This is a genomic window from Streptomyces sp. NPDC051987, from assembly GCF_040680735.1.
Classification (GTDB): Bacteria; Actinomycetota; Actinomycetes; order Streptomycetales; family Streptomycetaceae; genus Streptomyces.
The window spans coordinates 59,055-85,234 of record NZ_JBFAXI010000037.1 but is presented as its reverse complement, the minus strand read 5'-3'; the positions used below and the strand labels follow the sequence as shown (position 1 = coordinate 85,234).

At 73.1% G+C, this 26,180-nt stretch carries 24 protein-coding genes and 1 pseudogene; 9 read left to right on the top strand and 16 right to left on the bottom strand.

Annotated elements, in window-relative coordinates; genetic code table 11:
* Positions 1-83 precede the first annotated feature (83 nt).
* The 3 genes from AB0M11_RS21355 to AB0M11_RS21345 form a co-directional block, all read right to left on the bottom strand.
* Positions 84-863: a hypothetical protein gene (locus tag AB0M11_RS21355; RefSeq protein WP_365707682.1), complete on the bottom strand. Its 780-nt coding sequence runs from the start codon at positions 861-863 to the stop codon at positions 84-86.
* A 292-nt stretch (positions 864-1,155) separates the two neighbouring features.
* The gene (locus AB0M11_RS21350) at positions 1,156-2,376 is read right to left on the bottom strand and encodes an acetyl-CoA C-acetyltransferase (protein ID WP_365707680.1); all 1,221 of its coding nucleotides are present in this window, start codon (positions 2,374-2,376) and stop codon (positions 1,156-1,158) included.
* Positions 2,377-2,579: 203 nt separating this feature from the next.
* Positions 2,580-3,641 carry an SGNH/GDSL hydrolase family protein gene (locus tag AB0M11_RS21345; protein ID WP_365707679.1) on the bottom strand — a complete coding sequence of 354 codons (1,062 nt, stop codon included), beginning with the start codon at positions 3,639-3,641 and terminating at the stop codon, positions 2,580-2,582.
* Between the two features lie 149 nt (positions 3,642-3,790).
* Here AB0M11_RS21345 and AB0M11_RS21340 point away from each other — a divergent pair, with 149 nt between their 5' ends.
* Positions 3,791-5,182, top strand: a complete 1,392-nt coding sequence (locus AB0M11_RS21340; RefSeq protein ID WP_365707677.1) for a cystathionine beta-synthase — start codon at positions 3,791-3,793, stop codon at positions 5,180-5,182.
* 343 nt (positions 5,183-5,525) lie between these two features.
* Here the strand turns inward: AB0M11_RS21340 and AB0M11_RS21335 are convergent, their stop codons facing one another.
* Positions 5,526-6,356 (bottom strand): helix-turn-helix transcriptional regulator, encoded by an 831-nt coding sequence (locus AB0M11_RS21335; protein ID WP_365707675.1) that lies wholly within the window; start codon positions 6,354-6,356, stop codon positions 5,526-5,528.
* A gap of 146 nt (positions 6,357-6,502) precedes the next feature.
* On the opposite strand from AB0M11_RS21335, the gene AB0M11_RS21330 reads away from it, so the two are divergent.
* Complete coding sequence (locus tag AB0M11_RS21330; protein ID WP_365707673.1) at positions 6,503-7,264, top strand: SDR family oxidoreductase; 762 nt, start codon at positions 6,503-6,505, stop codon at positions 7,262-7,264.
* Positions 7,265-7,296: 32 nt separating this feature from the next.
* Here the strand turns inward: AB0M11_RS21330 and AB0M11_RS21325 are convergent, their stop codons facing one another.
* From AB0M11_RS21325 to AB0M11_RS21300, 6 genes and pseudogenes are all read right to left on the bottom strand, one after another.
* On the bottom strand, positions 7,297-7,713 hold the full coding sequence (locus AB0M11_RS21325) for a hypothetical protein (RefSeq protein ID WP_365707671.1): 417 nt from the start codon (positions 7,711-7,713) through the stop codon (positions 7,297-7,299).
* Positions 7,714-7,785: 72 nt separating this feature from the next.
* Positions 7,786-8,409: a carbonic anhydrase gene (locus AB0M11_RS21320; protein ID WP_365707669.1), complete on the bottom strand. Its 624-nt coding sequence runs from the start codon at positions 8,407-8,409 to the stop codon at positions 7,786-7,788.
* Positions 8,410-8,545: 136 nt separating this feature from the next.
* A complete protein-coding gene (locus AB0M11_RS21315; protein ID WP_365707667.1) occupies positions 8,546-9,475 on the bottom strand; it encodes an ABC transporter substrate-binding protein in 930 nt (309 codons plus the stop codon).
* A gap of 11 nt (positions 9,476-9,486) precedes the next feature.
* Positions 9,487-10,149 carry an ABC transporter permease gene (locus tag AB0M11_RS21310; protein ID WP_365707665.1) on the bottom strand — a complete coding sequence of 221 codons (663 nt, stop codon included), beginning with the start codon at positions 10,147-10,149 and terminating at the stop codon, positions 9,487-9,489.
* Position 10,150: 1 nt separating this feature from the next.
* The gene (locus AB0M11_RS21305) at positions 10,151-10,792 is read right to left on the bottom strand and encodes an ABC transporter permease (protein WP_365707663.1); all 642 of its coding nucleotides are present in this window, start codon (positions 10,790-10,792) and stop codon (positions 10,151-10,153) included.
* Positions 10,789-11,858, bottom strand: a pseudogene (locus AB0M11_RS21300) (ABC transporter ATP-binding protein). Before AB0M11_RS21300 ends, AB0M11_RS21305 begins: the two are co-directional and overlap by 4 nt.
* 141 nt (positions 11,859-11,999) lie before the next feature.
* Here AB0M11_RS21300 and AB0M11_RS21295 point away from each other — a divergent pair.
* The 3 genes from AB0M11_RS21295 (at position 12,000) to AB0M11_RS21285 (ending at position 15,043) form a co-directional block, all read left to right on the top strand.
* On the top strand, positions 12,000-13,508 hold the full coding sequence (locus AB0M11_RS21295) for an aromatic amino acid ammonia-lyase (protein WP_365707661.1): 1,509 nt from the start codon (positions 12,000-12,002) through the stop codon (positions 13,506-13,508).
* Positions 13,505-14,347 (top strand): MurR/RpiR family transcriptional regulator, encoded by an 843-nt coding sequence (locus AB0M11_RS21290; protein WP_365707659.1) that lies wholly within the window; start codon positions 13,505-13,507, stop codon positions 14,345-14,347. Before AB0M11_RS21295 ends, AB0M11_RS21290 begins: the two co-directional genes overlap by 4 nt.
* A 93-nt stretch (positions 14,348-14,440) precedes the next feature.
* Positions 14,441-15,043, top strand: coding sequence for a hypothetical protein (locus AB0M11_RS21285; RefSeq protein ID WP_365707657.1), 603 nt, complete (start codon positions 14,441-14,443; stop codon positions 15,041-15,043).
* Positions 15,044-15,050: 7 nt separating this feature from the next.
* Here the strand turns inward: AB0M11_RS21285 and AB0M11_RS21280 are convergent, their stop codons facing one another.
* The 5 genes from AB0M11_RS21280 to AB0M11_RS21260 all read right to left on the bottom strand — a co-directional run bounded on the left by AB0M11_RS21280 (position 15,051) and on the right by AB0M11_RS21260 (position 18,733).
* Positions 15,051-15,425 carry a hypothetical protein gene (locus AB0M11_RS21280; protein ID WP_352365380.1) on the bottom strand — a complete coding sequence of 125 codons (375 nt, stop codon included), beginning with the start codon at positions 15,423-15,425 and terminating at the stop codon, positions 15,051-15,053.
* A 22-nt stretch (positions 15,426-15,447) separates the two neighbouring features.
* Positions 15,448-15,948: a roadblock/LC7 domain-containing protein gene (locus AB0M11_RS21275; RefSeq protein WP_365707655.1), complete on the bottom strand. Its 501-nt coding sequence runs from the start codon at positions 15,946-15,948 to the stop codon at positions 15,448-15,450.
* Between the two features lie 31 nt (positions 15,949-15,979).
* A complete protein-coding gene (locus tag AB0M11_RS21270) occupies positions 15,980-16,771 on the bottom strand; it encodes a transcriptional regulator (protein ID WP_365707653.1) in 792 nt (263 codons plus the stop codon).
* On the bottom strand, positions 16,768-17,157 hold the full coding sequence (locus AB0M11_RS21265; protein ID WP_365707651.1) for a hypothetical protein: 390 nt from the start codon (positions 17,155-17,157) through the stop codon (positions 16,768-16,770). Before AB0M11_RS21265 ends, AB0M11_RS21270 begins: the two co-directional genes overlap by 4 nt.
* 172 nt (positions 17,158-17,329) lie before the next feature.
* Entirely contained in the window at positions 17,330-18,733 is a 1,404-nt protein-coding gene (locus AB0M11_RS21260; protein ID WP_365707649.1) for a diaminopimelate decarboxylase, read from the bottom strand.
* Between the two features lie 164 nt (positions 18,734-18,897).
* Between AB0M11_RS21260 and hutU the strand changes: the two genes are divergently transcribed.
* From hutU to hutI, 4 genes are all read left to right on the top strand, one after another.
* Positions 18,898-20,562, top strand: coding sequence for a urocanate hydratase (hutU, locus tag AB0M11_RS21255; protein WP_365707647.1), 1,665 nt, complete (start codon positions 18,898-18,900; stop codon positions 20,560-20,562).
* Between the two features lie 179 nt (positions 20,563-20,741).
* Positions 20,742-21,944, top strand: coding sequence for an allantoate amidohydrolase (locus AB0M11_RS21250; RefSeq protein ID WP_365707645.1), 1,203 nt, complete (start codon positions 20,742-20,744; stop codon positions 21,942-21,944).
* The gene (locus AB0M11_RS21245) at positions 21,935-23,296 is read left to right on the top strand and encodes a formimidoylglutamate deiminase (protein WP_365707696.1); all 1,362 of its coding nucleotides are present in this window, start codon (positions 21,935-21,937) and stop codon (positions 23,294-23,296) included. The genes AB0M11_RS21250 and AB0M11_RS21245 overlap by 10 nt, the downstream gene beginning before the upstream one ends.
* Before the next feature lie 35 nt (positions 23,297-23,331).
* Positions 23,332-24,510 (top strand): imidazolonepropionase, encoded by a 1,179-nt coding sequence (gene hutI / locus AB0M11_RS21240; protein ID WP_365707643.1) that lies wholly within the window; start codon positions 23,332-23,334, stop codon positions 24,508-24,510.
* Position 24,511: 1 nt separating this feature from the next.
* Here the strand turns inward: hutI and AB0M11_RS21235 are convergent, their stop codons facing one another.
* The gene (locus AB0M11_RS21235) at positions 24,512-26,035 is read right to left on the bottom strand and encodes an RICIN domain-containing protein (protein WP_365707641.1); all 1,524 of its coding nucleotides are present in this window, start codon (positions 26,033-26,035) and stop codon (positions 24,512-24,514) included.
* Positions 26,036-26,180: the final 145 nt, after the last annotated feature.

Sequence of the window (26,180 nt, the reverse complement as noted above, 5' to 3'; positions counted from 1 at the left end):
GCCCCTTCTTTCAGGGGCGCGGGGAACTGCGCGAGAAGCCCCACCTGCCCGCACTCGACAACGCACCCGGCGCACCCCGGACGTCACAGCGACGCGATGACCCGGTCCGCCAGGATGTAGACGTTCTCCTCCCCGCACGCGAACGTCAGCGTGTACGCGCCGGAGATCCCCGACCCGCCCAGCAGGTACGGCGTCTCACCGGCGCCCAGGGCGGCAGCCAACCGCTCCGCCGTCTCCCGGTGCCCCGGCGTCATGCACAGGGTCGTGCCGTCGGCGAAGACATAGACGTCCAGCGTCCCCAGCGGCCCGGGGCGCACGTCGGAGAGCTCGACCTGAGACTCGGCCAGCTGCTCCAGCGTCGCGACCGTCCGCTCATGGTCGTTCACCGGCGACTGCACCGGCACGAAGTCGGGGTGGGACGGGTGGCGCCGGCGCGCCGCCGCCAGCTCCGGGGACTCCCCGGTGAACTCGTCCGGCTCCGCCGCCGGCTCGGCGACCGGCTCCAGCCCCACGAAGTCCGCCTGCCGGGGCAGGAACGGCTCGCCGTCCGCCAGACCCAGCAGCGACGGCGCGTCGGAGACGTCACGCGCCTCCTGCGCTGCCCAGAAGGCCCGTGCCTCGGCGAGCTCCCGCTCCCGCTCCTCGGCCAGCGCCTCCGCCACCGCGGCGCGTATCTCCTCGGCGGCCGCGTGGCTGCGAGCCGCCGGCATGAGCGCGCGCAGGGTCGCGGCCTGGTTCTGGGCAAGCTGGGTGTGCAGCTCGGCGACCTGACGGCGCAGCTTCAGAACGGTGCGCAGGACAGCGACGCCCACGGCGCCCGTGGCGGCCGTGGTGAGCAGCAAGGCGATCGGCATGGCGCTCACTGACGTACTCCCGGTTCAAAGTCGACCCCCGACTTCCTACATCAGCTTGAAGGGCGGACTATCCAGCTGTCAGTGCGTAACGTCACGAAACGGACAGGACTTTGGGCCTGCGGTTTGTCTGAACAACGGCACTGACCTGCGGTGATACCTCCCTGGAGGGAGATACGTCACATCCTGGGGGAGATTGGATCACAAATCGGCCCGGTGTTCGGGGCTTTCTCGAACACCGGGCCGCGGTGTCACGGTGGGTCCCGTGACGGTCACTCAGGGGTGACGGGTGGTGCGGTGGGACTCAGCTGAGGCGCTCGATGACCATCGCCATGCCCTGGCCGCCGCCGACGCACATCGTCTCCAGGCCGAACTGCTTGTCGTGGAACTGCAGGGAGTTGATCAGCGTGCCGGTGATGCGGGCGCCGGTCATGCCGAAGGGGTGGCCGACGGCGATGGCGCCGCCGTTCACGTTCAGCTTCTCCAGCGGGATGCCGAGGTCGCGGTAGGAGGGGATCACCTGGGCGGCGAACGCCTCGTTGATCTCGACCAGGTCGATGTCGTCGATGGTGAGTCCGGCGCGGCCCAGGGCCTGCTTGCTCGCCTCGACCGGGCCGAGGCCCATGATCTCGGGGGAGAGGCCGGACACGCCGGTCGACACGATCCGGGCGAGCGGGGTCAGGCCCAGCTCGCGGGCCTTGGTGTCGCTCATGATGACGACCGCGGCGGCGCCGTCGTTCAGCGGGCAGCAGTTGCCGGCCGTGACCAGTCCGTCGGGGCGGAAGACCGGCTTGAGGCCGGCCACACCCTCCAGGGTGACGCCGGCGCGCGGGCCGTCGTCCTTGCTGACGACCGTGCCGTCGGGGAGGGTGACCGGGGTGATCTCGCGCTCCCAGAAGCCGTTCTTGATGGCTTCCTCGGCGAGGTTCTGGGAGCGGACGCCGAACTCGTCCATGTCCTGACGGGTGACGCCCTTGATGCGGGCCAGGTTCTCGGCCGTCTGCCCCATGGCGATGTACGGGTCGGGGAGCAGGCCGTCCTCGCGCGGGTCGTGCCAGGTGGAGCCGGTCGACTCGGCGGTGGCGGCGGTACGGGCCTGGGCTTCGGCGAAGATCGGGTTCGTGGTGTCCGGGAGGCCGTCCGAGCTGCCCTTGGCGTAGCGGGAGACCATCTCGACACCGGCCGAGATGAAGACGTCGCCCTCGCCGGCCTTGATGGCGTGCAGGGCCATGCGGCTGGTCTGGAGGGACGAGGAACAGTACCGGGTGATGGTGCAGCCGGGCAGGTGGTCCATGCCCATCTGTACGGCGACGATCCGGCCGAGGTTGTAGCCCTGCTCGCCGCCGGGCAGACCGCAGCCGAGCATCAGGTCGTCGATGTCCTTCGGGTCCAGCTCGGGGACCTTGGCGAGGGCGGCCTGGATGATCGTCGCGGTGAGGTCGTCGGGGCGCAGGTCCTTCAGGGAGCCCTTGACGGCACGGCCGATCGGGGAACGGGCGGTCGAGACGATGACGGCTTCGGGCATCACGGCTCCATTGGCGTACGGGGGTTGGCAGGACCGCTTCGGAAGTTACCTGTACGTATGTCATCGGTCACCGGTACCGAGGTGTGACACTGACCGCACTTTCTAAGCGCTTGCTTTTTTGTTGGGGGCCGCGTCGAGGTCCGCGGGCCGGTGGGGGCCGGTCGCGCAGTTCCCCGCGCCCCTTACGGGGGCCCCGCCCGCCGTCACTCGGTGGTGCCGGCCCGCGGTCTCGCCTCTTCGGACGCCGGGTCGGGGGGGAGGGCGGGCGGCTCCTCGACCTGCCGGCGCCGACGGCGCTTCAGCAGGGCCCACGGTCCACGCGGCCCCGTCGGCATCGCCGCCGTCACCTCCGTGCCGGCCTCGGCCGCCGCCTCCGCCGCCGCTCGGGCGACCGGCAGGAACCCCTCGCGGCGGGTGACGTCGGGCCGCTCCTCCTCCGCCGGCCAGAGGCCGAGGGCGGCGCAGACCGTCGGCAGCACCGCCATCGCCGCCGTGGCGTACCCCTCCGCAGAGGGGTGGTAGTTGTCGGGGCCGAACAGCTCGCGGGGGTTGGCCGCGAACTCGGGGCCCAGCAGGTCGCCCAGCGACACCGTGCGGCCGCCCTGTTCCACCGTGCCGATCGTCTGGGCCGCCGCCAGCTGCCGGGACGCCCGCCGGGCCAGCCAGCGCAGCGGCTGCCGTACCGGCTCGATCGTGCCCAGGTCGGGGCAGGTGCCGACCACCACCTCCGCGCCCGCCGTACGCAGCCGGCGCACCGCCGAGGAGAGGTGACGGACGGAGCGGGTCGGCGGCATGCGGTGCGTGACGTCGTTCGCGCCGATCATGATCACGCAGACGTCGGGGACCACCGAGGCCGGGCCCAGGACCAGCGCGACCTGACGGTCCAGGTCGTCGGACTGCGCGCCGGGCAGCGCCACGTTCCTCAGCTCGACCGGGCGTTCGGCCACCGCCGCGAGGCCTGACGCCAGCAGCGCGCCCGGCGTCTGGGCGGCGCGGTGCACGCCCTGCCCGGCCGCCGTGGAGTCGCCGAGCATCGTCAGGCGGATGGGCGGCTCGCCCAGGGCGCCGTACCCGTCGCCGTACCTGCCGTCCGCCGTCGGCACCCGGCCGCCGCTGTTGCCGTTGTGCACCGCCGCCTGGGCCATCCGCACCTCGGCCAGCAGCAGACCCACCGCGGCCGCGCCGACCAGCCCGACCCCGCCGCCGCCGTACGCCGCCCCGGCCGCGATCCGCCGGGCCACCCGGGCCCTCGACATGTTCGTCATGCGCCGCCGCCACCTCCTCGTTGCCGCTCATCCACTCCTTGCCCCGTACCGCCCGTGCGCCAATCTCAACAGGGAGTGAACCTCCGAAGCGGGCCGTAGGCTGGCGGGACCACTAGGACCACATCTTTTGAAAGCGACCGGAGACAACGGTGCGATTCCACGACTCGATGATCAGCCTTGTCGGCAACACCCCGCTGGTGAGACTCAACAGCGTCACCCAGGGCATCCAGGCCACCGTGCTCGCCAAGGTCGAGTACTTCAACCCGGGCGGTTCCGTGAAGGACCGCATCGCGCTGCGGATGATCGAGGCCGCCGAGAAGAGCGGGGAGCTGCAGCCGGGCGGGACCATTGTCGAGCCCACCAGCGGGAACACCGGGGTCGGACTGGCGATCGTCGCCCAGCAGAAGGGGTACAAGTGCATCTTCGTGTGCCCCGACAAGGTGAGCACCGACAAGATCAACGTGCTGCGGGCCTACGGCGCCGAGGTGGTGGTCTGCCCCACCGCCGTCGACCCGGAGCACCCGGACTCGTACTACAACGTCTCCGACCGGCTGGTCCGCGAGACGCCCGGCGCCTGGAAGCCGGACCAGTACTCCAACCCCAACAACCCCCTTTCGCACTATCACTCGACCGGCCCCGAGCTGTGGGAGCAGACGGAGGGGAAGATCACCCACTTCGTCGCGGGGGTCGGCACCGGCGGCACCATCTCCGGCACCGGCCGCTACCTGAAGGACGCCAGTGAAGGACGCGTCCGGGTGATCGGCGCCGACCCGGAGGGCTCCGTGTACTCCGGCGGGTCCGGGCGGCCGTACCTCGTCGAGGGCGTCGGCGAGGACTTCTGGCCCACCGCCTACGACCGGACCGTCGCCGACGAGATCGTCGCCGTGTCGGACAAGGACTCCTTCCAGATGACCCGGCGGCTCGCCAAGGAGGAGGGGCTGCTGGTCGGCGGCTCCTGCGGGATGGCGGTCGTGGCGGCGCTGCGGGTGGCCGAGCGGCTCGGCCCGGACGACGTGGTGGTCGTCCTGCTGCCGGACAGCGGCCGTGGCTACCTGAGCAAGATCTTCAACGACGAGTGGATGGCCGACTACGGCTTCCTGGAGGACGAGGGCCCGAGCGCCCGCGTCGGCGACGTGCTCAGCGACAAGGCCGGCGGCTCCATCCCCTCCCTCGTCCACATGCACCCGGACGAAACCGTCGGCCAGGCCATCGAGGTGCTGCGCGAGTACGGCGTCTCCCAGATGCCCGTCGTCAAGCCGGGCGCCGGGCACCCGGACGTGATGGCCGCCGAGGTCGTCGGCTCGGTCGTCGAACGCGAGCTGCTCGACGCGCTGTTCAGCAAGCGGGCCTCCCTGGAGGACCCGCTGGAGAAGCACATGTGCGCCCCGCTGCCCCAGGTCGGCTCCGGCGAGCCGGTCGCGGACCTGATGTCGGTGCTGGGCACGGCCGACGCCGCGATCGTCCTCGTCGAGGGCAAGCCCACCGGTGTGATCAGCCGGCAGGACCTGCTGGCTTTTCTCGCCAAGGGCGGCAAGCAGTAGCGAACCTGCGGTGAACGGCCCGTGACACGGGGGAACTTGTTGTTCCCTGTCCGAGTGGTGGACTTCGCGGAAGTGGTACGAGCGTGTCACGTGCGCGCAGCACACGCTTAACACGGGTCCGGCAGATTGGTGGGTGTCGGCAGGGCGGGAGCGGCTCCCCGCCCCGGCCGGCACCGAACGTCCAAGGACCTCCGGAGCGGCTCCCGGACCTCCATGGACGCCCGGACGTGCGACCCGGCCCTGACCCGGTCCATGTCCCTCGCGGGGACCGCCGTCGTCCCGCCCCCCTTCTAGGGGGTGCGGCGGTCCCCGCGCATTACTCTTCCCGGCCGGCCTTCCCGGCTCACACCGTCGTCGCGTTCCAACTGCCCAGCAGGGCCAGCCGCTCCGCCGTCTCCGAGCCCGGCTCCGGGGTGTACGCGACCAGCGTCTGGTCCGGGTCCTCGGGCACCGAGAGGGTCTCGTAGGGCAGGGTGAGCAGGCCCGCCACCGGGTGCCGGACGCGCTTCACGCCGTACGCGCACGCCTTGACCTCGTGGTCCGCCCACAGTCGGCGGAAGTCCGCGCTCTTGACGGAGAGTTCGCCGATCAGGGCGGTCAGGGCGGGGTCGTCGGGGTGCAGGCCCGCGCTGATGCGCAGGTTGGCGACGGTCTGGGCGGCGACCGCCGCCCACTCGGGGTAGAAGTCGGCCGCCGCCGGGTCCAGGAAGACCAGCCGGGGCATGCTGCGGGCGGCCGGGTCCAGCGCGCCGAAACCGAGCAGCGCGTCGGCGGGCGCGTTCCAGGCCAGCACCTCCATCCGGCGGCCCAGCACGAACGCCGGGGACCGCTCCATGGCGTCCAGCAGCAGCTGCACCCCGGGGCGTACCCGCGGGACCGCGGGGCGCCGCGCGCCCCTGCTCTTCCGCGGGCGCGCCACCGTGCGCAGATAGGCGTGCTCGGTCTCGTCCAGCCGCAGCACCCGCGCGACCGCGTCCAGCACGGCGTCGGAAACGCTGGTGCCCCGCCCCTGCTCCAGCCGGATGTAGTAGTCGACGCTCACCCCCGCCAGCTGCGCCACCTCTTCGCGGCGCAGGCCCGGTACGCGGCGCCGTCCGTGCGAGGGCAGCCCCACCTCCTCGGGCCGGATGCGGGCGCGGCGCGAGCGCAGGAAGTCTCCGAGTTCCCCGTCCATGGGTTCGATCGTAGGGGAGCGGCGCCCCGCCAACCTGGTTCTGTCAGACCCAGGAAAAGCTCAGCCCTGGGTGGGCCGCCCGGACCCGGCGAGGGTGGAGACACGCCACCGAGGCTGTCCCGGCGGCACTGACCAGGGAGTACCTCATGTCGTACGACAACCTGTCCGGCCGTACCGCCGTCGTCACCGGCGCCGCCAGCGGGATCGGGGCGGCCGTGGCCCTGCGGCTCGCCGGGTCGGGGGCCCGGGTGGCGCTGCTCGCCCGGCGCGCGGACCGGCTGGAGACGCTGGTGGCGAAGATCCGGGCGAACGGCGGCGAGGCCCTCGCCGTGGTCGCCGACGTCACCGACGACGCCTCCGTGCAGGCGGCGGCCGACGCCGTCCACGCGGCCTACGGCAGCGTCGACCTCGTCGTCAACAACGCCGGCGTCATGCTGCCCAACCCCGTCGACGACGGCCGCATCGACGAGTGGCAGCGCATGCTCGACACCAACGTCACGGGGGTGCTGCGGGTGCTGCGCGCCTTCACCGGGGACCTGGTGGCGGCCGCCGCCGAGGGCCGTACCGCCGACCTCGTCAACGTGTCGTCCATCGGCGCCCACCTCGTCTTCCCCACCTTCGCGGTGTACGGCGCCACCAAGGCTGCCGTCACCTTCCTGTCGCAGGCCCTGCGCGCCGAGTTCGGGCCGCGTGACGTGCGGGTCACCAACGTGGAGCCGGGCCTGACGGACACCGAACTCGGCACCCACATCGAGGGCGAGGAGCTGCGCGAGCAGGTGGCGGGCATGTTCGACGGCATGGGCGCCCTGGCCGCCGAGGACCTCGCCGACCTGGTCTGCTACGTGGTGAGCCGCCCCCGGAACGTCAACCTGCGGCAGATCGTGGTCCAGCCGACCCGCCAGGTGTGACCGGGGCCGGCCGGTGCCGGTGCCGGCCCCGGTCAGTCCTCGTGGCCGCGGTCGCTCCGCTGGAACAGGCCAGGGTTGAGGCGGACGGCCTGGGCCACGTTGACGCCGACGATGCCGACCCAGGTGGCGATCAGGCCCGGCAGGTGGGCGATGCCGCCGCCGATCGCCGACAGCGGGATCGCCAGCACCAGCGACACGATCCCGAAGCCGAACCGCTCGCCCCACGAGTCGGTGCCGCCCCTGGCGCCGCGCGTCCCCCGGGCCACCTGCATCTGCTGCTCGGCCAGGGTCCGGCGCAGCCGGCGCTCGACCGCGCCGTCGATGCGCTGGTCGATCTTCTCCACGAAGGAGTCGGCCAGTTCCGACTCGTACTCGGGCCCCAGCTCGCTACGGGCGTGCAGGGTCGCGGCGAGTTCCTTCTTCAGGTCGGTGTCACGCGCGTCCGTCATGGGGCCCACGGTAGGGATCCGGGGTCCCCGGCGCACTGGGGAAATCCCCCGCATCCGGCGGGGGGACCACCCTCAGGGCAGCAGCGACACCAGCCCGCTGCCGGTGTCGAACCGGGCCGCCACCACCGACGCCCCCGCGAAGGCGCAGTCGGCGCGGATCGCGTCACGTGCCCACATCGTCTGGGCCCGCAGGGTGTGTTCGGCCCAGTCGCCGGGGAGCGCCCTGGTGCGCAGGGCGGCCGGCGCGATCTGGTCGGCGAGGAGTTCGAGATGACCGGGGACGGGCGCCCCCGTGCGCAGCCGGTCCAGGGTGGCGGCGACGGCCCCGCAGCCCTCGTGGCCGAGCACCACCACCAGCGGGACGCGCAGTTCCTGCACGCCGTACTGGAGGGAGGCGAGCACCGCCTCGTCCAGCACCTGTCCGGCCGTCCTTATGCTCAGCAGGTCGCCGGGGCCCTGGTCGAAGACGAGTTCCGGGGCGGCCGCGGAGTCCACGCAGCCGAGCACCACCGCGAACGGGCGCGGTGCGCCGGCCCGGCGCCGGCCGGAGCAGCCGGTGGCGTACCGCCGGTTGCCCTGGAGCAGTTCGTCGAGGGCCGCGCTCGCCGAGGCGGGGACGACGGCCGCCGGCGCGAGGGCGACGGCCGGCGCGCCGACGGCGGTGGCCGACGGAAGGGCCGTGGGGTTGGAGGCCATGACGCTTCCTCAGGTGCTGGCGCTGATGGTTCTCATCACTCTACGCGGCGGAAACGTTACGCTCGGTATTGGTTTAACGGCTCTTGGCCGGATCATCGCCCGCGCGATACCGAGCCGGTGGGCACCCTGGCGGCGGTCAGGCCAGTCCGTGCTGCTTCGCGTAGGCGGCCGCCACGTCCTCCGGGTCCTTCTTGTCGTTGTCCACCTGGCTGTTGAGCCGGGTGAGCTGCTCGGTGGTGAGGACATTGCCGAGCCGGGCGAGGGCCTTGCGGACGGTGTCGTCGGCCTTGCGGTCGGCGATCAGCGGGACGATGTGCTGGCTGGGGATCAGGTTCTTCGGGTCGGCCAGCACCACCCAGCCGTTGGCGGCGATGTCTGTGTCGGTGGTGAACAGGTTCGCCACGTCCACGTCGCCCTTCCTCAACGCGCCCTTGACCAGCGGCCCGTCCGAGTCGAGCGACTTGAACTCCTTGAACTGGACGCCGTACACCTCCTGCAGCCCGACCGTGCCCACCCGGCGCTTCTTCACCTCGGGCGCGGCGCCGATGACCAGCCTGCCGTTCTGCTTGGCGAGGTCGGCGAGGGAGGTCAGGCCGTACTTCTGGGCGGTCGCCCGGGTGACGACGAAGCAGTCGGAGTCGGCCGCCTGCCCGTACGGCAGCACCTGGAGCCCGGCGGGCAGCGCGAGGGTGAGGGCGTTCTGCATGGTGCCCGGCTCGGCGGAGGCGTCCTTCGGGGCCAGGTAGTTGAGGAGGGCGCCCTGGTACTCGGGCAGCAGGTCGATGTCGCCCGCCTTGAGCGCGGGGATCACGATCTCCCGGGTGCCGAGGTTGGGGCGGACCTTCACCTTCACGCCTGCCTTCTGGAGGACGGCCGCGTAGAGGTAGCCGAGCACCTGGTTCTCGGTGAAGTTGGCGGTGCCGATGGTGATGCCGCCCTTGCTGGAGCCGCCGCCGGCGGTCGAGCCGCTGCTCTCGTTCAGGGAGGTGATGCCGCTGGAGCAGGCGGAGAGGGTGGTGACGGAGCCGGCGGCGAGCAGGCCACCGAGGAGGGTGCGACGGTTCATCTTCGGGTTCCCTAGGCGGTGCGGTGGCGGAAGAGGAAGCGCTGGAGGGTGCTCAGGAGCAGGTCGAGGACGACGGCGACGAGCGCGACCAGCACCGCGCCGCCGAGCACCTGGACGAGGTCGCGCTGGGCGAGTCCGTCGAAGACGTAGCGGCCGAGGCCGCCGAAGGAGACGTACGCGGCGATGGTGGCGGTGGCCACGACCTGGATGAGCGCGAGGCGCAGACCCGTCATGATCAGGGGGAGGGCCAGCGGCAGTTCGACGTGGAGGAGGACCTGGCGGCCGCGCATGCCCTGGCCGCGGGCCGCGTCCTTCACGTCCGGGTCGACGGCCGTCATCCCGGCGTAGGTGTTGGTGACGATCGCCGGGACCGCGAGGGCGACCAGCGCGACGTAGACCGGCAGCATCGACAGGCCGCCCGCGAGGAAGACCAGGACGACGAGGCCGACGGTCGGCAGGGCGCGGCCGAAGGACGCGAGGTTGATGGCGAGGAACGCGCCCTTGCCGGTGTGGCCGATCAGCAGGCCGAGGGGGAGGCCGATCGCGGCCGCGACGAGGGTCGCGAGCAGCGAGTACTGGAGGTGCTCGGCGAGGCGGTGGGCGATGCCGTCCTGCCCGGCCCACTGGGAGCCGCTGGTCAGCCAGGTGCCGAGGTTCTTGAAGAGTTCGAACATGTCAGGCTCGCCTCCGCCGCCACGGGGTCAGGACGTACTGGAGCGCCACCAGCAGGGCGTCCGCGACCACGGCGAGCAGGATCGTGAGGACCACGCCCACGATCACCGGGGTCGGGAAGTCGCGCTGGAAGCCGTCGGTGAAGAGCTGGCCCAGGCCGCCGTCGCCGATGTAGGTGGCGACGCTCACCAGCGAGATGGACATGACCGTGGCGATCCGGACGCCCGCCATGATCACGGGGAGGGCGAGCGGGAGTTCGACGGTGAGGAGGGTGCGCAGCGGGCGGGTGCCCATCGCCTTCGCCGCCTCCTTGGTCTTCGCGGGGACCGAGTCCAGGCCCTCGACGGTGTTCCGCAGCAGCACGACCAGCGTGTAGACGGTCAGGCCGATGACGGTGGTGGTCCGGGTCAGGCCGCTGACCGGGAGCAGCAGCACGAAGATCGCGATCGAGGGGATCGTGAAGAGCACGTTGGACAGGCCGAGCAGGAAGCCGCGCAGCGGGCGGACCCGGTGGGCGACCACCGCGAGCGGCAGCGAGATCAGCAGGCCGAAGAAGACGGCGGTCATCGCGGCCTGGAGGTGGGAGAGGGTGAGGCTGGTGAGGTCGTCGGTGTGGTCGCCGATCCACGACCAGTCGACGGTCATGCCGCCACCGTCCGGGCCGCGGTGTGCGCCTGGCCGGCGTGGGCGTGGATGTCGTCGCGGGACGAGACGCCGGTGAGGACCCCCTGGGCGTCCACCCGGGCGACGAGTCCGGTCGGGGAGGCGATCGACTCGTCGAGCGCGGCGAGCAGCGAGTCGTCGTCCGCCAGCGGGCGTACGGGGAGTTCGGCGTCCTTCGAGGCCCAGTGCAGCGGTCTGCCCGCCGGGTCCAGGGCGAGGGTCCAGGTGCCGCCCTGGGGCGCCGGGCCCTGGGGGACGTCGGCGAGGGTCCGCAGGGACAGCAGCTTCAGGCCCCGTTCCGCGCCGAGGAAGTCGGCCACGAAGTCGTCCGCGGGCCGGGCCAGCAGCTCGGCGGGCGGGGCGCACTGGACGAGGTGGCCGCCGGTGCGGAAGATCGCGATCCGGTCGCCGAGCCGGACGGCCTCGTCGACGTCGTGGGTGACGAAGACGATGGTCTTGTTCAACTCCTTCTGGAGCCGCAGCAGTTCGTCCTGGAGCTGGGTGCGCACCACCGGGTCGACGGCGCCGAACGGCTCGTCCATCAGCAGCACCGGCGGGTCGGCGGCGAGGGCGCGGGCCACGCCGACGCTCCCCCAGAGCCTTAAAGGCCTGGGGGGACCCCCAGCTGCTGGCCGCCGGAGAGCTGGTGCGGGTAACGCTTGCCGGCGTCTGCGGCGAGGCCGACGGTCTCCAGGAGTTCGGCGGCGCGGGCGCGGGCCTTCTTCCGGTGCCAGCCGAGCAGCAGCGGGACGGTGGCGATGTTGTCGAGCACCGTGCGGTGCGGGAAGAGTCCGGCCTGCTGGATGACGTACCCGATGGACCGGCGCAGTTCGGCGGCGTCCTGCTGGGTGACGTCCCTGCCGTTCACCTTGATCGTGCCGGAGGTCGGCTCGACCATCCGGTTGATCATCCGCAGGGTGGTGGTCTTGCCGCAACCGGAGGAGCCGACCAGGACGGTGACCCCGCCCTCCGGCATCTCCAGGGAGAGATCATGGACTGCTGTCGTGCCGTTGGGGAAGCGCTTGTGGACCGCGTCGAACTGGATCATGAGATGTCCCTTGCCCGGCTGTATAACGTCATGCAGAGTTCTTGGTACGTGAATAGCTTGTCAGCGGTCTGGCGTTAATCCGAGGTAACGGATGGCCGGAAGGCAAGATCGAGTGTCCGGATCGAGGGGAGTTTGGGCGTGATGTCGTCTCACACTGTGGACGCCCCCGGCACAACGCATTCCGGTCTGGTGGTCCTCGACGGCATCGGCATGGGCGTCGAGGACGTCGTACGCCTCGCCGACGGCACCGCCCGCCCGGTCCCCGGCACCGAGGCGATGCGCCACGCGGAGGAGTCCTGGAACGCCGCCCGGCAGATCGCCGCGACCGGCCGCGTCTACGGCCGCTCCACCGGCGTCGGCGCCAACCGGAACGAGGACGTCCCCACCGAGGCCGCCGCCGGCCACGGACTGCGGCTGCTGCGCAGCCACGCCGGGGCGATCGGCGAGGAACTGCCCGCCCGGCAGGTCCGCGCGATGCTCGCGGTCCGCGCCAACCAGCTGCTGGCGGGCGGCGCGGGCCTCAGGCCCAGTGTCGTCACGGCCCTGTGCGAGGCGCTGGAGTCGGGCGCGTACCCGGTCGTCAACGAGTTCGGCTCGGTCGGCACCGGGGACATCGCGGCGCTGGCCCAGATGGGTCTCGCGCTGGCGGGGGAGCACCCCTGGCGGGGCTCGGGAGCACCGGCCGCCCAGCCGCTGGACAACAACGACGCCCTCGCCCTGATCAGCAGCAACGCCCTCACCCTCGGCCAGTCCGCGCTCGCCCTGCACGAGCTGCGCGGACTGATCGAGGCCACCCAGGTGGTGGCGGCCCTGTCACTGCTCGCCGTCGACGGCTCCCACGAGGCGTTCGCGGCGCCCGTCCACGCCGCCCGTCCGCACCGCGGCAGCGTCGAGGCCGCCCGGCGGATGCGGGAGCTGATCGGCGCCGCCGACCGGCCGACCCCGCCGCTCGGCCGGATCCAGGACCCCTACGGCTTCCGCTGCCTGCCCCAGATCCACGGCCCGGCCCACGACGCCGCCGACGCCCTGGAGCAGGTCCTCGCCGTCGAGATCAACGCGGCCGCCGAGAACCCCCTCATCTCCCCCGAGGACCTCGCCGCCTACCACCACGGCGGCTTCTACCAGGCCCAGCTCGCCCTCGCCCTGGACCACTTCCGGCTCGCCCTCACCCAGGTCGCCCGCCTGTCCACCTCCCGCCTGTCCACCCTCAACGAGCCCGCCTACACCCGGCTGCGCCCCTTCCTCGCCGACCACGAACCCGCCTCATCCGGCGTGATGATCCTGGAGTACGCCGCCGGCGCCGCCCTCGGCGACCTGCGCGCCTTCTCCGCGCCCGCCTCCCTGGGGCACGCTGTACTCTCCCGAGGCGTCGAGGAACAGGCCAGTTTCGCCTCGCTCGCCGCCCGTCAAACGCTGCGCGCCTGCCGTGCGTACCGTCTGGTGGTCGGCTGCGAACTCGTCGCCGCCGTACGGGCGCTGCGCCAGCGCGAGCTGCGTCCCGACCCCGGGCTCGGGGCGGGGCGGGCACTGGAGCTCGCCGAGGCGGCGCTGGAGGCGGACCCGGCCGACCGGCCGCTCACGGACGACGTCACCGCGGCGGCCGGGCTGCTCGACCGGTTCACGGACATCTGGAGGGGGAGCACGTCATGAACGTGACCGACAGCCCTGCGACTCGCTTGCAGGCGCTCTTCGAGGGGCACCGGCTCACGCCGACCCAGCGGCGCATCGCGCACAGCATGGTGCGGCGCGCCGCCGACGTGCCCTTCCTGTCCAGCGTGGAGCTGGCCGAACTGGCCGGGGTCAGCCAGCCCTCCGTCACCCGGTTCGCGGTCGCCCTCGGCTTCGACGGCTACCCGGCGCTGCGCAGGCACCTGCGCGAGGTGGTGCCCGCCGAACAGGCGGCCGGAAACGGGTCGTACAACGAGTACCAGCAGGCCGTCGAGGCCGAGATCGAGAACCTGAAGCACCTCGCCGAGGTGCTCGCCGACCCGCGCCCGGTGCAGCAGGCGGGCCGCCTGCTGGCCGCCTCCCGCCCGCTGCCGGTCCTCGGCCTGCGGGCCGCCGCCTCGCAGGCCTACGGCTTCGCCTACTTCGCCGCCAAGGTGCACCCGGACGTCCGGCTGCTCCACGAGGGCGGCACGATGATCCACGACCGCATCGACGCGGCCGTGCTGGCCGGTGCCACGGCGCTGCTGTGCTTCGCGCTGCCGCGCCATCCGCGCGAGGTCGTCGACACCCTGGGCTATGCCAAGGAGTCCGGCCTGACCGTCGTGACCGTCGCCGACTCCGCCTTCGCGCCCGTCGCCAAGGTCTCCGACCTGCTGCTGCCGGCTGCCGTCGGCACCGGACTCGCCTTCGACACCGCGTGTGCGCCGATGCTGCTCGGCCGGGTGCTCCTGGAGGCGATGTGCGACGACCTGCCGGACGCCCAGGCGCGCCTGGAGGAGTTCGACACCCGGGCGGCGGCGCGTGGTCTCTTCGTCGAGTAGGCGGCCGGCAGGCGGCTTTAAGACTCGTCTCACGTTCGCTGGTTAGCGTCCCGCCGTACGGACTGGGCCGACACCGGCGAGGAGGCTGCGGACATGGCGCGTGCGGGACGAGGGGCACGAGGAGGACAGGGCCTGGCCCGGGTGGCCGTGGTGGTACGGGCCGGGGCCGCGCCCCTGTGGTGGTCCGGGGTGTTCGCGGCGGGCGTCGGCGTGCTGCCCTCCGGGATCACCGGGCGGCGGATCGGCGTCCTGGCCGGGGCCGCGCTGTTCCTCGTCGGTGCCGCCGTCGTGGCGCTCGCCCGCCGCAGGCGGTACGCCGAGCTGGTGCGCGGCGCCGCCCGGGCCGGCAAGCACGACGTGCTCCAGGACCGCGCGGTGACGGTGCGCAACTGGCGCCGGGGGCACCGCTGGTGGCTGCTGCTGGCCTTCGCCGCCGCCCTCGGCAGCTCCTTCGCGGTGCCCGCGGCGGGCGGCCTGCTGCTCGCCGGGACCGGCACCGGGCTGCGTCTGAAGGCGGCCTGGCTGGGCCGCCGGGAGAAGGCCGGCGAACAGCTGGTCTGGCTGCGCGTCGACTGGCTCGACGAGCGCGGCGGCCGTCCGGCCGGCAAGGCCGTCAAGGCCTACCGCGGTACCGGCATCGCGGCGGGCGACGCGGCCCCGGGCGGAGCCCGCCGCCGCACCGCGGCGCTGGTGTGAGGCCGGGTCAGACCTCCAGGTCCTCCTCGATCTTCTTCAGCTGGTGCCGGGCCATCGCCAGGTTGGCGCGGGCCTGGTCGAGCACCAGGTAGAGGAAGAGGCCGTTGCCGCCCCGGCCCTTGAGCAGCCGGATCAGGTGGTACTGGTTGGAGAGCGTGATCAGGATGTCCTCGATCTCGCCCTTGAGGCCGAGGTGCTCCATGGTGCGCATCTTGGCGCGGATCACGTCGGTGTTCCCGGCCGCGGCCACGTTCAGGTCGAAGGTCTTGCTGCCGCCCATCGTGCCCAGCGCCATCCCGCTGGTGTAGTCGACGAGCGCGACGCCCGTCGCGCCCTCGATGGAGGTGAGGCACTCTTTCAGGGCGGTTTCGGTGTTGGCCATGACGGTGTGGTTCCTTTCCACTTCAACTGTCGGTTGCGGTGCGCGCGTCAGTGGTGGTGCTGGTGCGTGGCGTGCGCGTGGTTCTGGTCCGTGGGGCCGCGCTGCGGGCCGGGCGCAGGACCTTGGCGGCGGCCTCGGCGGCGTCGACCAGCTCCCCGATCCGGGCGGCGGCCCGGCGGCCCTCCAGGTGGAGCCGGCCGACGTTCACCCGGTCCTCGGCGAGCAGGGTGAGCACGGCGCTGTGGCCGGCGGCGTAGGTGGCGACATAGCCGTCCTCGCCGCGCACCAGCAGCTCCTTGAGGTCGCCCTTGCCGGTGGCGTCGGAGACCCGGACGGCGACGCCGAGCTGGGCCGCGGTGAGCGCGGCGAGCCCCTCGGGATCGACGCCCGGACAGTCGTGGGCGACGACCAGGCCGTCGACACCGGCCGCGAGGGCGCCGGTGAGCTGGGGCATCCGGGTGCGTAACCGGCGCAGTTCGTCGAGGACGGCCTCTCTGTCGGAGCTGCCGGATTCTGCCGCCATCAGCTGTCTCCTCTCGGCGGGGCGGTGCCGTTCAAAGGGCCTCCAGCGCATCCCTGAGCCTCTTCAGCAGCGCGATGTCGGGGTCGGTGACCGGGGGAAGCGGGGGTGGGACGGGCAGGGTGCTCCTCGGGGTGAGGAGTCCGGCCGCCGCCAGCCGCCGTACGTCCACCAGCGTGTGGAAGGCCGGTCTGCCCAGCTCCCGGGCGATCTGCGGTGCCGTGCGGATGCCGTCCACCCGGGCCAGGACCGCCCGCTGCCGCGAGGTGACCGGCGGCGGCGCGACCGGATCGGCGCGGATCAGCGGGGCGCCGTCCGCCGACGGGTCGGGCCAGATGCGGTGCAGCAGCTCGCGGCGGCGCAGGGTCTCGCGCTCCAGGGCGGTGACGGGGACCGCCGGCAACGGGACGGCGGCGGCCGTGGTGCCGTAGCGGAAGCGGCCGGGGGTGCTGCTGGGCGCCAGGGCGAAGTACCCGGCGTCGTACAGGGCGCTGAGGCGGCACAGCTCCAGGGCGCCCCTGGGGAGCAGGCCGGCGGTGAGCAGCCGGTGGACGGCGGCGGGTATGTCGTCGGTCCAGGGCCAGGCCGCCGCGTCGAGCGTGCCGCGGGCGGTGAGGAGCACGTCGAGGCCGGGGGCGAAGGGGCTCTCGGCGTGCACCACGCGGCCCTCGGCCAGGTGCAGGGTGCCGTGCTCGCGGACCAGGACACCGGTGGCCCGCTCCTCGGCGAGGCGTATCAGCATCGGGGAGAGCGCGCCGGGCGCTCTCTCGTGCAGGGCCGTGCGGTCCCGGACCGGCAGCGGCGGCGGTGTCTCGACCACGGTCATCCCAGCACCAGCCGCTCGGCCATCTCGCCGAGCCGGATCCGGGCGAGGGCGAGGTTGCCCTCCTCGCGGGTCAGCCACAGATGCAGGAACACGGTCGCGTCGAAGGACGTGACCACGAACCGCAGCAGGTGGTAGCTGTCCCGGTTGCTGACGATCAGGTCCTCCACCGGAGGGCTCACCTCGATGTCGTCCTCCGTGCTGAACGCCCCGTGCTCGGCGGCCAGCCGGGCCAGCTCGGCGGCCTCCGCGGCGGTGGTCTCGTGGTCACCGCCGGGCGCCTCCCCGACCGTGCCCAGGGCCAGCCCGCTGGTCCAGTCGACCAGCGCGGCGCCCCGGGCCCCGGGCAGGCGCATCGCTTCCAGTAAGCACTCGTCGATTCCGGGCACCGTGGCTCCCCTCCCGCCGCGTGGCTCTCCGGTTGAGTGACGCAGACACTACGCAACGTGTACGGGAGGGGGCAGTCGTTTGGCATTTTCCAGTGGAACGTGCGCCCGGCAGGCTAGTGTTGGTCAACTGGGCTGCTTTTCACACCAGTTGATCTCCTGTTTCGGGAGTGCCTCAACGGCTCTCGGTTGCATGCAGGGTGGTGAGCGCGTCGACGTGCGCCCCTCCCGATTCGGCCACGACCTCGGCGACCGTCTGCGCCTGTCGCGCCACGGCGAACGCCACGCCTCCGTCGCCGTCCGGCGCGAAGCCGTAAACTCCGGGCCGGGCAAGGGAGTTGTAGGAGTAGTGGGTGCCGAAGTAGTACGCCCCGGTGTCCAGCGCGGCGGCGAAGTCCCCCTGCTCCAGCAGGGGCAGGGCGCGCCCCTCGGCGAGCAGGTCACCCGAGAAACAGGCCGGCCCGGCCACGTCCTGCACCACCGGCGCCCCCTCCTTGGGCCGCCCCTTCGGGTCGTACGCGGCGATCCTGAGCGGCCACGCGCCCGGCACGTACACCGTGCGCGGCGCCACCTGCACACCGGCGTGCGTCACCGCGATCCGCCGCCCCCCGGAGCTCTTCGCGTACTCCACCCGGGCCAGCACCGTGCCGTGCCGGGCCAGCAGCGACCGCCCGAACTCGGTCACCAGTCCGTACCGCCCGTCGAACAGCCCCGGCACCGCCTCCGCCAGCAGCCGCGCGTACTGCGCGTACGTCGGCTCCGTCGCCTCCGAGGCGAAGTTGACCGAGAGCCCGCCCCCGATGTCGAGGGTGTCCACCTGCCGCCGCCCGGCACGCGCGTTGATCTCCTCGGCCAGCGCGTACGTCTCCGCCACGCCCCGGGCCAGCAACGACAGCGAGATCCCCTGCGACCCGACGTGCGCGTGCAGCCGGGTCAGCCACGGCCGCTCCAGGAACGCCCGGACGACCCACTCCCGGGCCCCCTCGTCCCGCAGCCCCACCCCGAACTTCGAGGTCGCGGTCGCGGTGGAGGTGGCCCCGATCGTCCCGGCGCCCAGCTGCGGGTTCACCCGGATCCCGAGCGGCGAGCGGGTGCGGCCGTGGTGCCGGAGCGCGCCGATCCTGGTGAGCTCCTGGGGGTTGTCGGCGTTCACGGCCACGCCCAGCGCCAGTGCCTCGCGCAGCTCGGCCTCGGTCTTCGCGGGCGCGTCGAACACCGTCAGCTCCGCCGGCACCCCGGCCGCCCGCGCCAGCGCCAGCTCGCCCGCGCTGGCCACCTCCGCGCCCAGGCCGGCCCCGGCCAGCAGCCGCAGGACCGGGACCAGCGGGTTCGCCTTCACCGCGAAGGCGTGCAGGACCGCGGTGCCGGGCGCCGCGACCCCGGCGAACGCCCGGCGCAGCTCCGCGGCCGACGCGAGGATGCCCCGCACGTCCAGCAGGCCTACGATCGGCGCGTCCGGCCCCAGCAGCCCCTGCTCCACCGCGGCCCGCACGGCGTCGTCCCGCCGCCCGACCCGCTCACCGTCGTCCCCGACCCGCTCACCGTCGTCCCCGCGTCCGGCCACGACGCCTCCTGACATGTCATCGTCCACACCTTTGAGGCCCATAAGTCCAGCCAAACATCCGGAATGCGGTCGCGCTGCCGGCTTCATGTATTGACTAGTTCTATTCAGCGAGCCAGGATGTGAATATCCGTAGGAACACTTCCCCGGCCGTCGATCCCGGATCCGCTAGGAGGCAGACCATGTCAGGACCCCGCCCCGTACGAGCGCCACGCGGTACGGAACTGAGCGCCCTGGGATGGCAGCAGGAAGCCGCTCTGCGGATGCTGCAGAACAACCTGGACCCCGAGGTCGCCGAGCACCCCGACAAGCTCGTCGTCTACGGCGGCACGGGCAAGGCCGCCCGTGACTGGCGCTCCTTCGACGCGATGGTCCGCACGCTCAGGACCCTCAAGCAGGACGAGACCATGCTGGTCCAGTCCGGCCGCCCGGTCGGTGTGATGCAGACCCACGAGTGGGCCCCGCGCGTCCTCATCGCCAACTCCAACCTCGTCGGCGACTGGGCCAACTGGGAGGAGTTCCGCCGCCTGGAGGCCCTCGGCCTGACCATGTACGGCCAGATGACCGCCGGCTCCTGGATCTACATCGGCACCCAGGGCATCCTCCAGGGCACCTACGAGACCTTCGCCGCCGTCGCCGCGAAGAAGTTCAACGGCACCCTCGCCGGCACGATCACCCTCACCGCCGGCCTCGGCGGCATGGGCGGCGCCCAGCCCCTCGCGGTCACCATGAACGACGGCGTCGCGATCTGCGTCGACTGCGACCCGCGCGCCATCGAGCGCCGCATCGAGCACCGCTACCTCGACGTGAAGGCCGACAGCCTGGAGCACGCCCTCCAGCTGGCGGTGGAGGCGCGCGACGCCCGCCGTCCGCTCTCCATCGGCCTGCTGGGCAACGCGGCCGAGCTGCTGCCGCGGATGCTCGCCGAGGGCGCCCCGATCGACATCGTCACCGACCAGACCTCCGCGCACGACCCGCTGTCCTACCTGCCGGTCGGCGTCGCCTTCGAGGACATGGCCGACGCCGCGGCCAAGGACCCGGCCGGCTTCACCACCCGGGCCCGCGAGTCCATGGCGAAGCACGTCGAGGCCATGGTCGGCTTCATGGACGCGGGCGCCGAGGTCTTCGACTACGGCAACTCCATCCGCGGCGAGGCCCAGCTGGCCGGATACGACCGCGCGTTCGCCTTCCCCGGCTTCGTCCCCGCCTACATCCGCCCGCTCTTCTGCGAGGGCAAGGGCCCCTTCCGCTGGGCCGCGCTCTCCGGCGACCCCGCCGACATCGCCAAGACCGACAAGGCGATCCTCGACCTCTTCCCGGAGAACGAGTCCCTCGCCCGCTGGATCAGGATGGCCGGCGAGCGGGTCAAGTTCCAGGGCCTGCCCGCGCGCATCTGCTGGCTCGGCTACGGGGAGCGGGACAAGGCAGGCGAGCGGTTCAACGACATGGTGGCGAGCGGGGAGCTGGCGGCGCCGCTGGCCATCGGGCGCGACCACCTCGACGCCGGCTCCGTCGCGTCCCCCTACCGCGAGACGGAGGCCATGCTGGACGGCTCCGACGCGATCGCCGACTGGCCGCTGCTGAACGCGATGGTCAACGTGGCGTCGGGGGCGTCCTGGGTCTCCATCCACCACGGCGGCGGGGTCGGCATGGGCCGGTCCATCCACGCGGGCCAGGTGACGGTCGCCGACGGCACGAAGCTGGGCGGCGAGAAGATCCGCCGGGTGCTGACCAACGACCCCGGCATGGGCGTGATCCGGCACGTGGACGCGGGGTACGACATCGCGGTGTCGGTCGCCGAGGAGCGGGGCGTTCGGGTGCCGATGCGCGAGGGTGACGACGCGTGAATGCCCGTGAGCGGGGACGTGGCGGCAGCGCTTCGGTGGGGGCTGAGCTCTCGTCGCCGTCTGCCGCTTCGGCTGCGCCCACCCTCCCCCACTCTCACCTTCGTTCGAGCGGGGGGACCCCCAGCGCCCTGCGGAACGACTGCCCACAGCCTGTAGGGAGCGCGGCCTCCTTCCACTCCATGTGGCGGGAGCTGCTTCCCGTCGGGCGGCACCCCGACTCCCGCGGCTACCGGCGCTTCGCCTGGACCGGGGCCGATGCCGAGTGCCGGGACTGGTTCCGGGAGCAGGCCGAGCGGCGTGGACTGGCGTACGAGGTCGACCGGAACGGGAACCAGTGGGCCTGGCTCGGGGACCCGGCGGCCGGGGACGCCGTCGTCACCGGGTCGCATCTGGACTCCGTGCCGGACGGCGGCGCCTTCGACGGTCCCCTCGGCGTCGTGTCCTCCTTCGCCGCGCTCGACGAACTCCGGGGGAGGGGAGCCCAGTTCACCCGGCCCCTCGCCCTGGTGAACTTCGGTGACGAGGAGGGCGCCCGGTTCGGGCTCGCCTGTGTCGGATCCCGGCTGACCGCGGGGCACCTGACCGTCGAGCAGGCCCACCGGCTCACCGACGGCGACGGCGTCACGCTGCCGCAGGCGATGGAGGCCGCGGGCTACGACCCCGACGCCATCGGACCCGACCCCGAGCGGCTCGCCCGCATCGGCGCCTTCGTCGAACTCCACGTCGAACAGGGCCGGGCGCTGGACCTGTCCGGCGACCAAGTGGGCATCGCCAGTGCCATCTGGCCGCACGGCCGCTGGCGGTTCGACTTCCGCGGCGAGGCCAACCACGCCGGCACGACGCGGCTGGTGGACCGGCGCGACCCCATGCTGTCGTACGCCGAGACGGTGCTCGCCGCCCGCCGCGAGGCCGAACTCGCCGGTGCCGTGGCCACCTTCGGCAAGATCGCCGTCGAGCCGAACGGCGTCAACGCCATCCCCTCCCTGGTGCGGGGCTGGCTCGACTCCCGCGCCGCCGACCAGGCCACCCTCGACACCGTCGTCGGCGGGATCGAGAAGGCGGCCCGGGAGTACGCGCAGGCGCACGGCATCGACCTGGACGTGGTCCGCGAGTCGTTCACCCCGGTCGTCGAGTTCGACCACGCCCTGCGGGACGAACTCGGGCGCATCCTCGGCCGGGACACCGGTCTCACCGTGCCCGTCCTGGGCACCGGGGCCGGACACGACGCCGGAATCCTCTCCGGGAGCGTCCCGACCGCCATGCTGTTCGTGCGCAACCCCACCGGCGTCTCGCACTCCCCGGCCGAGTTCGCGGCCGAGGACGACTGCCTGGCCGGGGTGAGCGCGCTCGCCGACGTACTGGAAGGGCTGGCCTGCGAGTGACCACACGGACGACGTACTGGTTGGAGTACGCCTGGCTGGACACGCACGTCGAACCGGGCGTCGCCGTGGAGGTGGCCGACGGCCGGATCACGGCGGTGCGGACCGAGGTGCCCGCGCCGCCGCCGGGCGCCGAGGTGCTGCGCGGCCTCACCCTCCCCGGCCTGGCGAACGCCCACTCGCACGCCTTCCACCGCGCGCTGCGCGGCACCGTCCAGGTCGGCTCCGGGACCTTCTGGACCTGGCGCGAGATCATGTACTCCTTCGCCGACCGGCTGACCCCGGAGACCTACCACGCCCTCGCCCGCGCGGTGTACGCCGAGATGGCGCTGGCCGGCGTCTCCTGCGTCGGTGAGTTCCACTACGTCCACCACACCCCCGACGGCACCCCCTACGCCGACCCCAACGCCATGGGCGAGGCGCTGATCGCGGCGGCCGCCGACGCCGGCATCCGGATCACCCTCCTCGACACCGCCTACCTGTCCTCGGCCATCTCGGACAAGCACGGTGGCGAGCCGCCCAACGCCCACCAGCGGCGCTTCTCCGACGGCAGCGCGGAGGCCTGGGCCGAACGCTGTTCAGTTCTCAAGGAACGGGATCACGCACGGATCGGAGCGGCCATCCACTCCGTACGGGCCGTGCCCGCCGGACAGTTGGCGACCGTGGCGCGGTGGGCCGAGCAGCGGCGGGCCCCGCTGCACGTGCACCTGTCCGAGCAGACGGCGGAGAACGACGCCTGCCGGGCCGCCCACGGCTGCACGCCCACCCGCCTCCTCGCCGACCACGGCGTCCTCGGCCCGCGCACCACGGGCGTCCACAACACCCATCTCACCGACGAGGACATCGCCCTGCTCGGCGGCTCCGGCACCGGCACCTGCATGTGCCCGACCACCGAACGCGACCTGGCCGACGGCATCGGACCGGCCGTCGCCCTCCAGCGCGCGGGCTCGCCACTCTCCCTCGGCTCCGACAGCCACGCCGTCATCGACCTGCTCGAAGAGGCGCGCGCGATGGAACTGAACGAGCGGCTGCGCACCCGCGCCCGGGGCCACTGGACGGCCGCCGCCCTGCTGCGCGCCGCCTCCGCCGACGGGCACGCCGCCCTCGGCTGGGACGACGCCGGCGCCATCGGGACCGGCATGCTCGCCGACCTCACCACGATCGCGCTGGACTCGGTCAGGACGGCAGGGCCGCTGCCCCGCCTCGGCGCCGAGACGGCCGTATTCGCCGCGACGGCAGCGGACGTACGGCACACGGTCGTGGGAGGCCGGCACGTCGTACGGGACGGCGCGCACACCCTCGTCCCCGATGTGCCGCAGGCCCTCGCGCGGGCCGTCGAAGCCCTGCGCGCCTGACGACCAGCCCACCCCAGGACTCCGACGAGGCCACCATGAGCAGCAGCACCGCCATCACCGACATCGCCACGCTGGTCACCAACGACCCCTCCCTCGGTGACAACTCCCCTCTCGGCCTCATCCACGACGCGGCCGTCGTCATCGACGGCGACCGTGTCGTGTGGGCCGGTGAGTCCAGCAAAGCACCCGCCACTGACAACCGGGTCGACGCGGGCGGCCGGGCGGTGCTGCCGGGCTTCGTGGACTCCCACTCCCACCTGGTCTTCGCGGGCGACCGCACCCAGGAGTTCAACGCCCGCATGTCCGGCCGCTCCTACACCGCGGGCGGGATCCGCACGACCGTCGCGGCGACCAGGGCGGCGACCGACGCGGAACTGGAGGCGAACCTCACCCGTTACCTGACCGAGGCCCTCCGCCAGGGCACGACCACCTTCGAGACGAAGTCCGGCTACGGCCTGACCGTGGCGGACGAGGCGCGGGCCCTGCGCATCGCGGCCCGGCACACCGACGAGGTGACGTACCTGGGCGCCCACATCGTCCCGCCCGACCACGCCGACGACCCGGCCGCGTACGTGGCCCTCGTCACCGGCGAGATGCTGGACGCCTGCGCGCCCCACGCCCGGTGGATCGACGTCTTCTGCGAGAAGGGCGCCTTCGACGGCGACCAGGCCCGGACGATCCTCACCGCGGGCAAGGCCAGGGGGCTGATCCCGCGCGTCCACGCCAACCAGCTCTCCTACGGCCCGGGTGTCCAGCTCGCGGTGGAACTCGACGCGGCCAGCGCCGACCACTGCACCCATCTGACGTCCGAGGACGTGGACGCCCTCGCCAACAGCCGGACGGTCGCCACCCTCCTGCCCGGCGCCGAGTTCTCCACCCGCGCCGACTGGCCCGACGCCCGCCGCCTCCTCGACGCCGGTGTGACCGTCGCCCTCTCCACCGACTGCAACCCCGGCTCGTCCTTCACCTCCTCCGTCCCCTTCTGCATCGCCCTGGCCGTCCGCGACATGCGCATGACCCCCGACGAGGCGGTCTGGTCGGCCACGGCGGGCGGCGCGGCGGCCCTGCGCCGCGACGACATCGGCCGCCTCACCCCGGGCGCCCGAGCCGACCTGCTCCTCCTCGACGCCCCGAGCCACGTCCACCTGGCCTACCGCCCGGGGGTCCCGCTGGTCAGCGGGGTGTGGCGGCGGGGCGTGCGGGTCGCCGGCTGAGTCAGCCCGCCCCTGCCCGCCAGCGCTGGGCCGTTCCGTCGTTCGCCGGGTCCAGGGAGAGCCGGTCGGCGCCGTTCGGGGTGAGGGCCGTGCCGAGGGCGATCTCCGGACGGATCTCCCCGTCCGGGGTCACGGTGAAGCGGAGGTTGTCGCCGTGGTCGCCGTCCACCGAGTCGCAGCTCCAGATGCCGACGCCGTTGTCCACCGAGCCCCGGCTGTCCAGGCAGAAGTCGGGATCCCCGGCGGACTGCAGGACACCTCGGTCCGGGTCGACCCGCCAGCGTTGGGTGGCGGAGGCGGAGCAGGGGGCCGTGACGACGTCGGTGCCGTTGCCGAAGTCGCCGTCGCGGACGTCCAGGCAGCGGGCGGTGGCCAGGTTCACGACCTGGGCGTAGGCCGTGCCCGGCGGGCTGGGGGACGGGGTGGAGGCGGGCGTCGGGCGCGGGGCCGGGGTGGGTGACACAGCACCGGCACCCTTGCCGGGTCTGGGGGAGATCCCGGACGGCGTCGGCGTCGGTGCCCGCGTCGGCGTCGGGGAGACGGTCGTCGTCGCCGTCACGGTCACCTGGGGGCTCGGCCCCTGCGGCGTCGCGGCGGCGGGGTCCGGGGCGTGCCTGTCCCGGTGGACCAGGAGGAACAGCAGCAGCGGCACCAGGGCCACGCCCAGTGCCGTGGAGGTCAGCAGCAGGCGCCGGGACGGGAGGCCGCGCCGCCTGGGCGGCCCGGGGTCGGCGGCGGGCTCCGGTGCGGTGCCGTGGCGTGCGTACGCCGTTCCGGCCCAGGGCAGCAGGCCCTCCGCCAGGGTCTCGCGCGGGGCGTCCCGGAGCGCGGTGAGGTCCTCGAAGGCGGCCGTGCAGTGCGGACAGTGGGCCATGTGGGCGTGCAGGTCGGCGCTCTGGCGCGGGTTCTCCGGGCGGACCGACTCCTCGATCAGCCGGCGGAAGTCAGGGCAGCGGGGGTCGTCCGAAGCGGCCAGGCGGGTACGCAGACAGGCCTGGGCCAGCGACTGGAGCGCGGGCGGGGTGTCGTACCGGACGTCCTCGGCGGTCAGCCCCAGGTAGGTGGCGGTGCGCTCGGCGGGTTCGCCGTCCAGCACGCCGTACCAGAGCAGGCCCTGGGTGCGGGAGGGCAGGGACTGGAACGCGGGGAGCAGCGGCGGGGTCAGGGCGCCGGGGGCAGCGGAGGAGTTCAGGACCAGCAGGAGGGTGGCGTCCAGGGCGGCGGAGCGGTCGTCGCCGGACCAGTCGGCCGCCAGCCGGGCGGTGAGCAGGAGCAGGTGGTGGCGGAGTGGTACGACCGGCTCGGCGCCGCGCGCGATGTCGCGGGCGGCGGTGGTGAACGTCTGCGCGGTGAGCCGGCGGGCCGCGGCGTCGCCGGCCGTGCAGAGGCGGGCGTAGGCGAGGACCGCCGGGCGGTGGCGGGCGCGGAGCTGCTGCAGGGCCGGGTAGGCGGTGGGCGTCGGGGTGCGCAGGAGTTCGGTCAGACGCGCGTCCGGAGGTGGGCCGCCCTGGCTGTCCTGGACCATCGTGCACCCCTTCTCCCGGGCCTTCCTTCCTGACGTACCGGCCAGTTTGGGGGGTGAGCGACCGTGCGGGGGGAGCTTTGGCCAAAGACGCGGCGGGCCGGGGCGGAAGGATCTTTCCCGCCCCGGCCCGCCGGGCGCTTGGCGC

Excerpts from the sequence above, each read along its gene's own strand:
- AB0M11_RS21350 (WP_365707680.1), bottom strand. The coding sequence starts at position 2,376 with ATGCCCGAAGCCGTCATCGTCTCGACCGCCCGTTCCCCGATCGGCCGT.
- AB0M11_RS21345 (WP_365707679.1), bottom strand. The coding sequence starts at position 3,641 with ATGACGAACATGTCGAGGGCCCGGGTGGCCCGGCGGATCGCGGCCGGG.
- AB0M11_RS21335 (WP_365707675.1), bottom strand. The coding sequence starts at position 6,356 with ATGGACGGGGAACTCGGAGACTTCCTGCGCTCGCGCCGCGCCCGCATC.
- AB0M11_RS21330 (WP_365707673.1), top strand. The coding sequence starts at position 6,503 with ATGTCGTACGACAACCTGTCCGGCCGTACCGCCGTCGTCACCGGCGCC.
- AB0M11_RS21325 (WP_365707671.1), bottom strand. The coding sequence starts at position 7,713 with ATGACGGACGCGCGTGACACCGACCTGAAGAAGGAACTCGCCGCGACC.
- AB0M11_RS21320 (WP_365707669.1), bottom strand. The coding sequence starts at position 8,409 with ATGGCCTCCAACCCCACGGCCCTTCCGTCGGCCACCGCCGTCGGCGCG.
- AB0M11_RS21315 (WP_365707667.1), bottom strand. The coding sequence starts at position 9,475 with ATGAACCGTCGCACCCTCCTCGGTGGCCTGCTCGCCGCCGGCTCCGTC.
- AB0M11_RS21310 (WP_365707665.1), bottom strand. The coding sequence starts at position 10,149 with ATGTTCGAACTCTTCAAGAACCTCGGCACCTGGCTGACCAGCGGCTCC.
- AB0M11_RS21305 (WP_365707663.1), bottom strand. The coding sequence starts at position 10,792 with ATGACCGTCGACTGGTCGTGGATCGGCGACCACACCGACGACCTCACC.
- AB0M11_RS21295 (WP_365707661.1), top strand. The coding sequence starts at position 12,000 with ATGTCGTCTCACACTGTGGACGCCCCCGGCACAACGCATTCCGGTCTG.
- AB0M11_RS21290 (WP_365707659.1), top strand. The coding sequence starts at position 13,505 with ATGAACGTGACCGACAGCCCTGCGACTCGCTTGCAGGCGCTCTTCGAG.
- AB0M11_RS21285 (WP_365707657.1), top strand. The coding sequence starts at position 14,441 with ATGGCGCGTGCGGGACGAGGGGCACGAGGAGGACAGGGCCTGGCCCGG.
- AB0M11_RS21280 (WP_352365380.1), bottom strand. The coding sequence starts at position 15,425 with ATGGCCAACACCGAAACCGCCCTGAAAGAGTGCCTCACCTCCATCGAG.
- AB0M11_RS21275 (WP_365707655.1), bottom strand. The coding sequence starts at position 15,948 with ATGGCGGCAGAATCCGGCAGCTCCGACAGAGAGGCCGTCCTCGACGAA.
- AB0M11_RS21270 (WP_365707653.1), bottom strand. The coding sequence starts at position 16,771 with ATGACCGTGGTCGAGACACCGCCGCCGCTGCCGGTCCGGGACCGCACG.
- AB0M11_RS21260 (WP_365707649.1), bottom strand. The coding sequence starts at position 18,733 with ATGTCAGGAGGCGTCGTGGCCGGACGCGGGGACGACGGTGAGCGGGTC.
- hutU (WP_365707647.1), top strand. The coding sequence starts at position 18,898 with ATGTCAGGACCCCGCCCCGTACGAGCGCCACGCGGTACGGAACTGAGC.
- AB0M11_RS21250 (WP_365707645.1), top strand. The coding sequence starts at position 20,742 with ATGTGGCGGGAGCTGCTTCCCGTCGGGCGGCACCCCGACTCCCGCGGC.
- hutI (WP_365707643.1), top strand. The coding sequence starts at position 23,332 with ATGAGCAGCAGCACCGCCATCACCGACATCGCCACGCTGGTCACCAAC.
- AB0M11_RS21235 (WP_365707641.1), bottom strand. The coding sequence starts at position 26,035 with ATGGTCCAGGACAGCCAGGGCGGCCCACCTCCGGACGCGCGTCTGACC.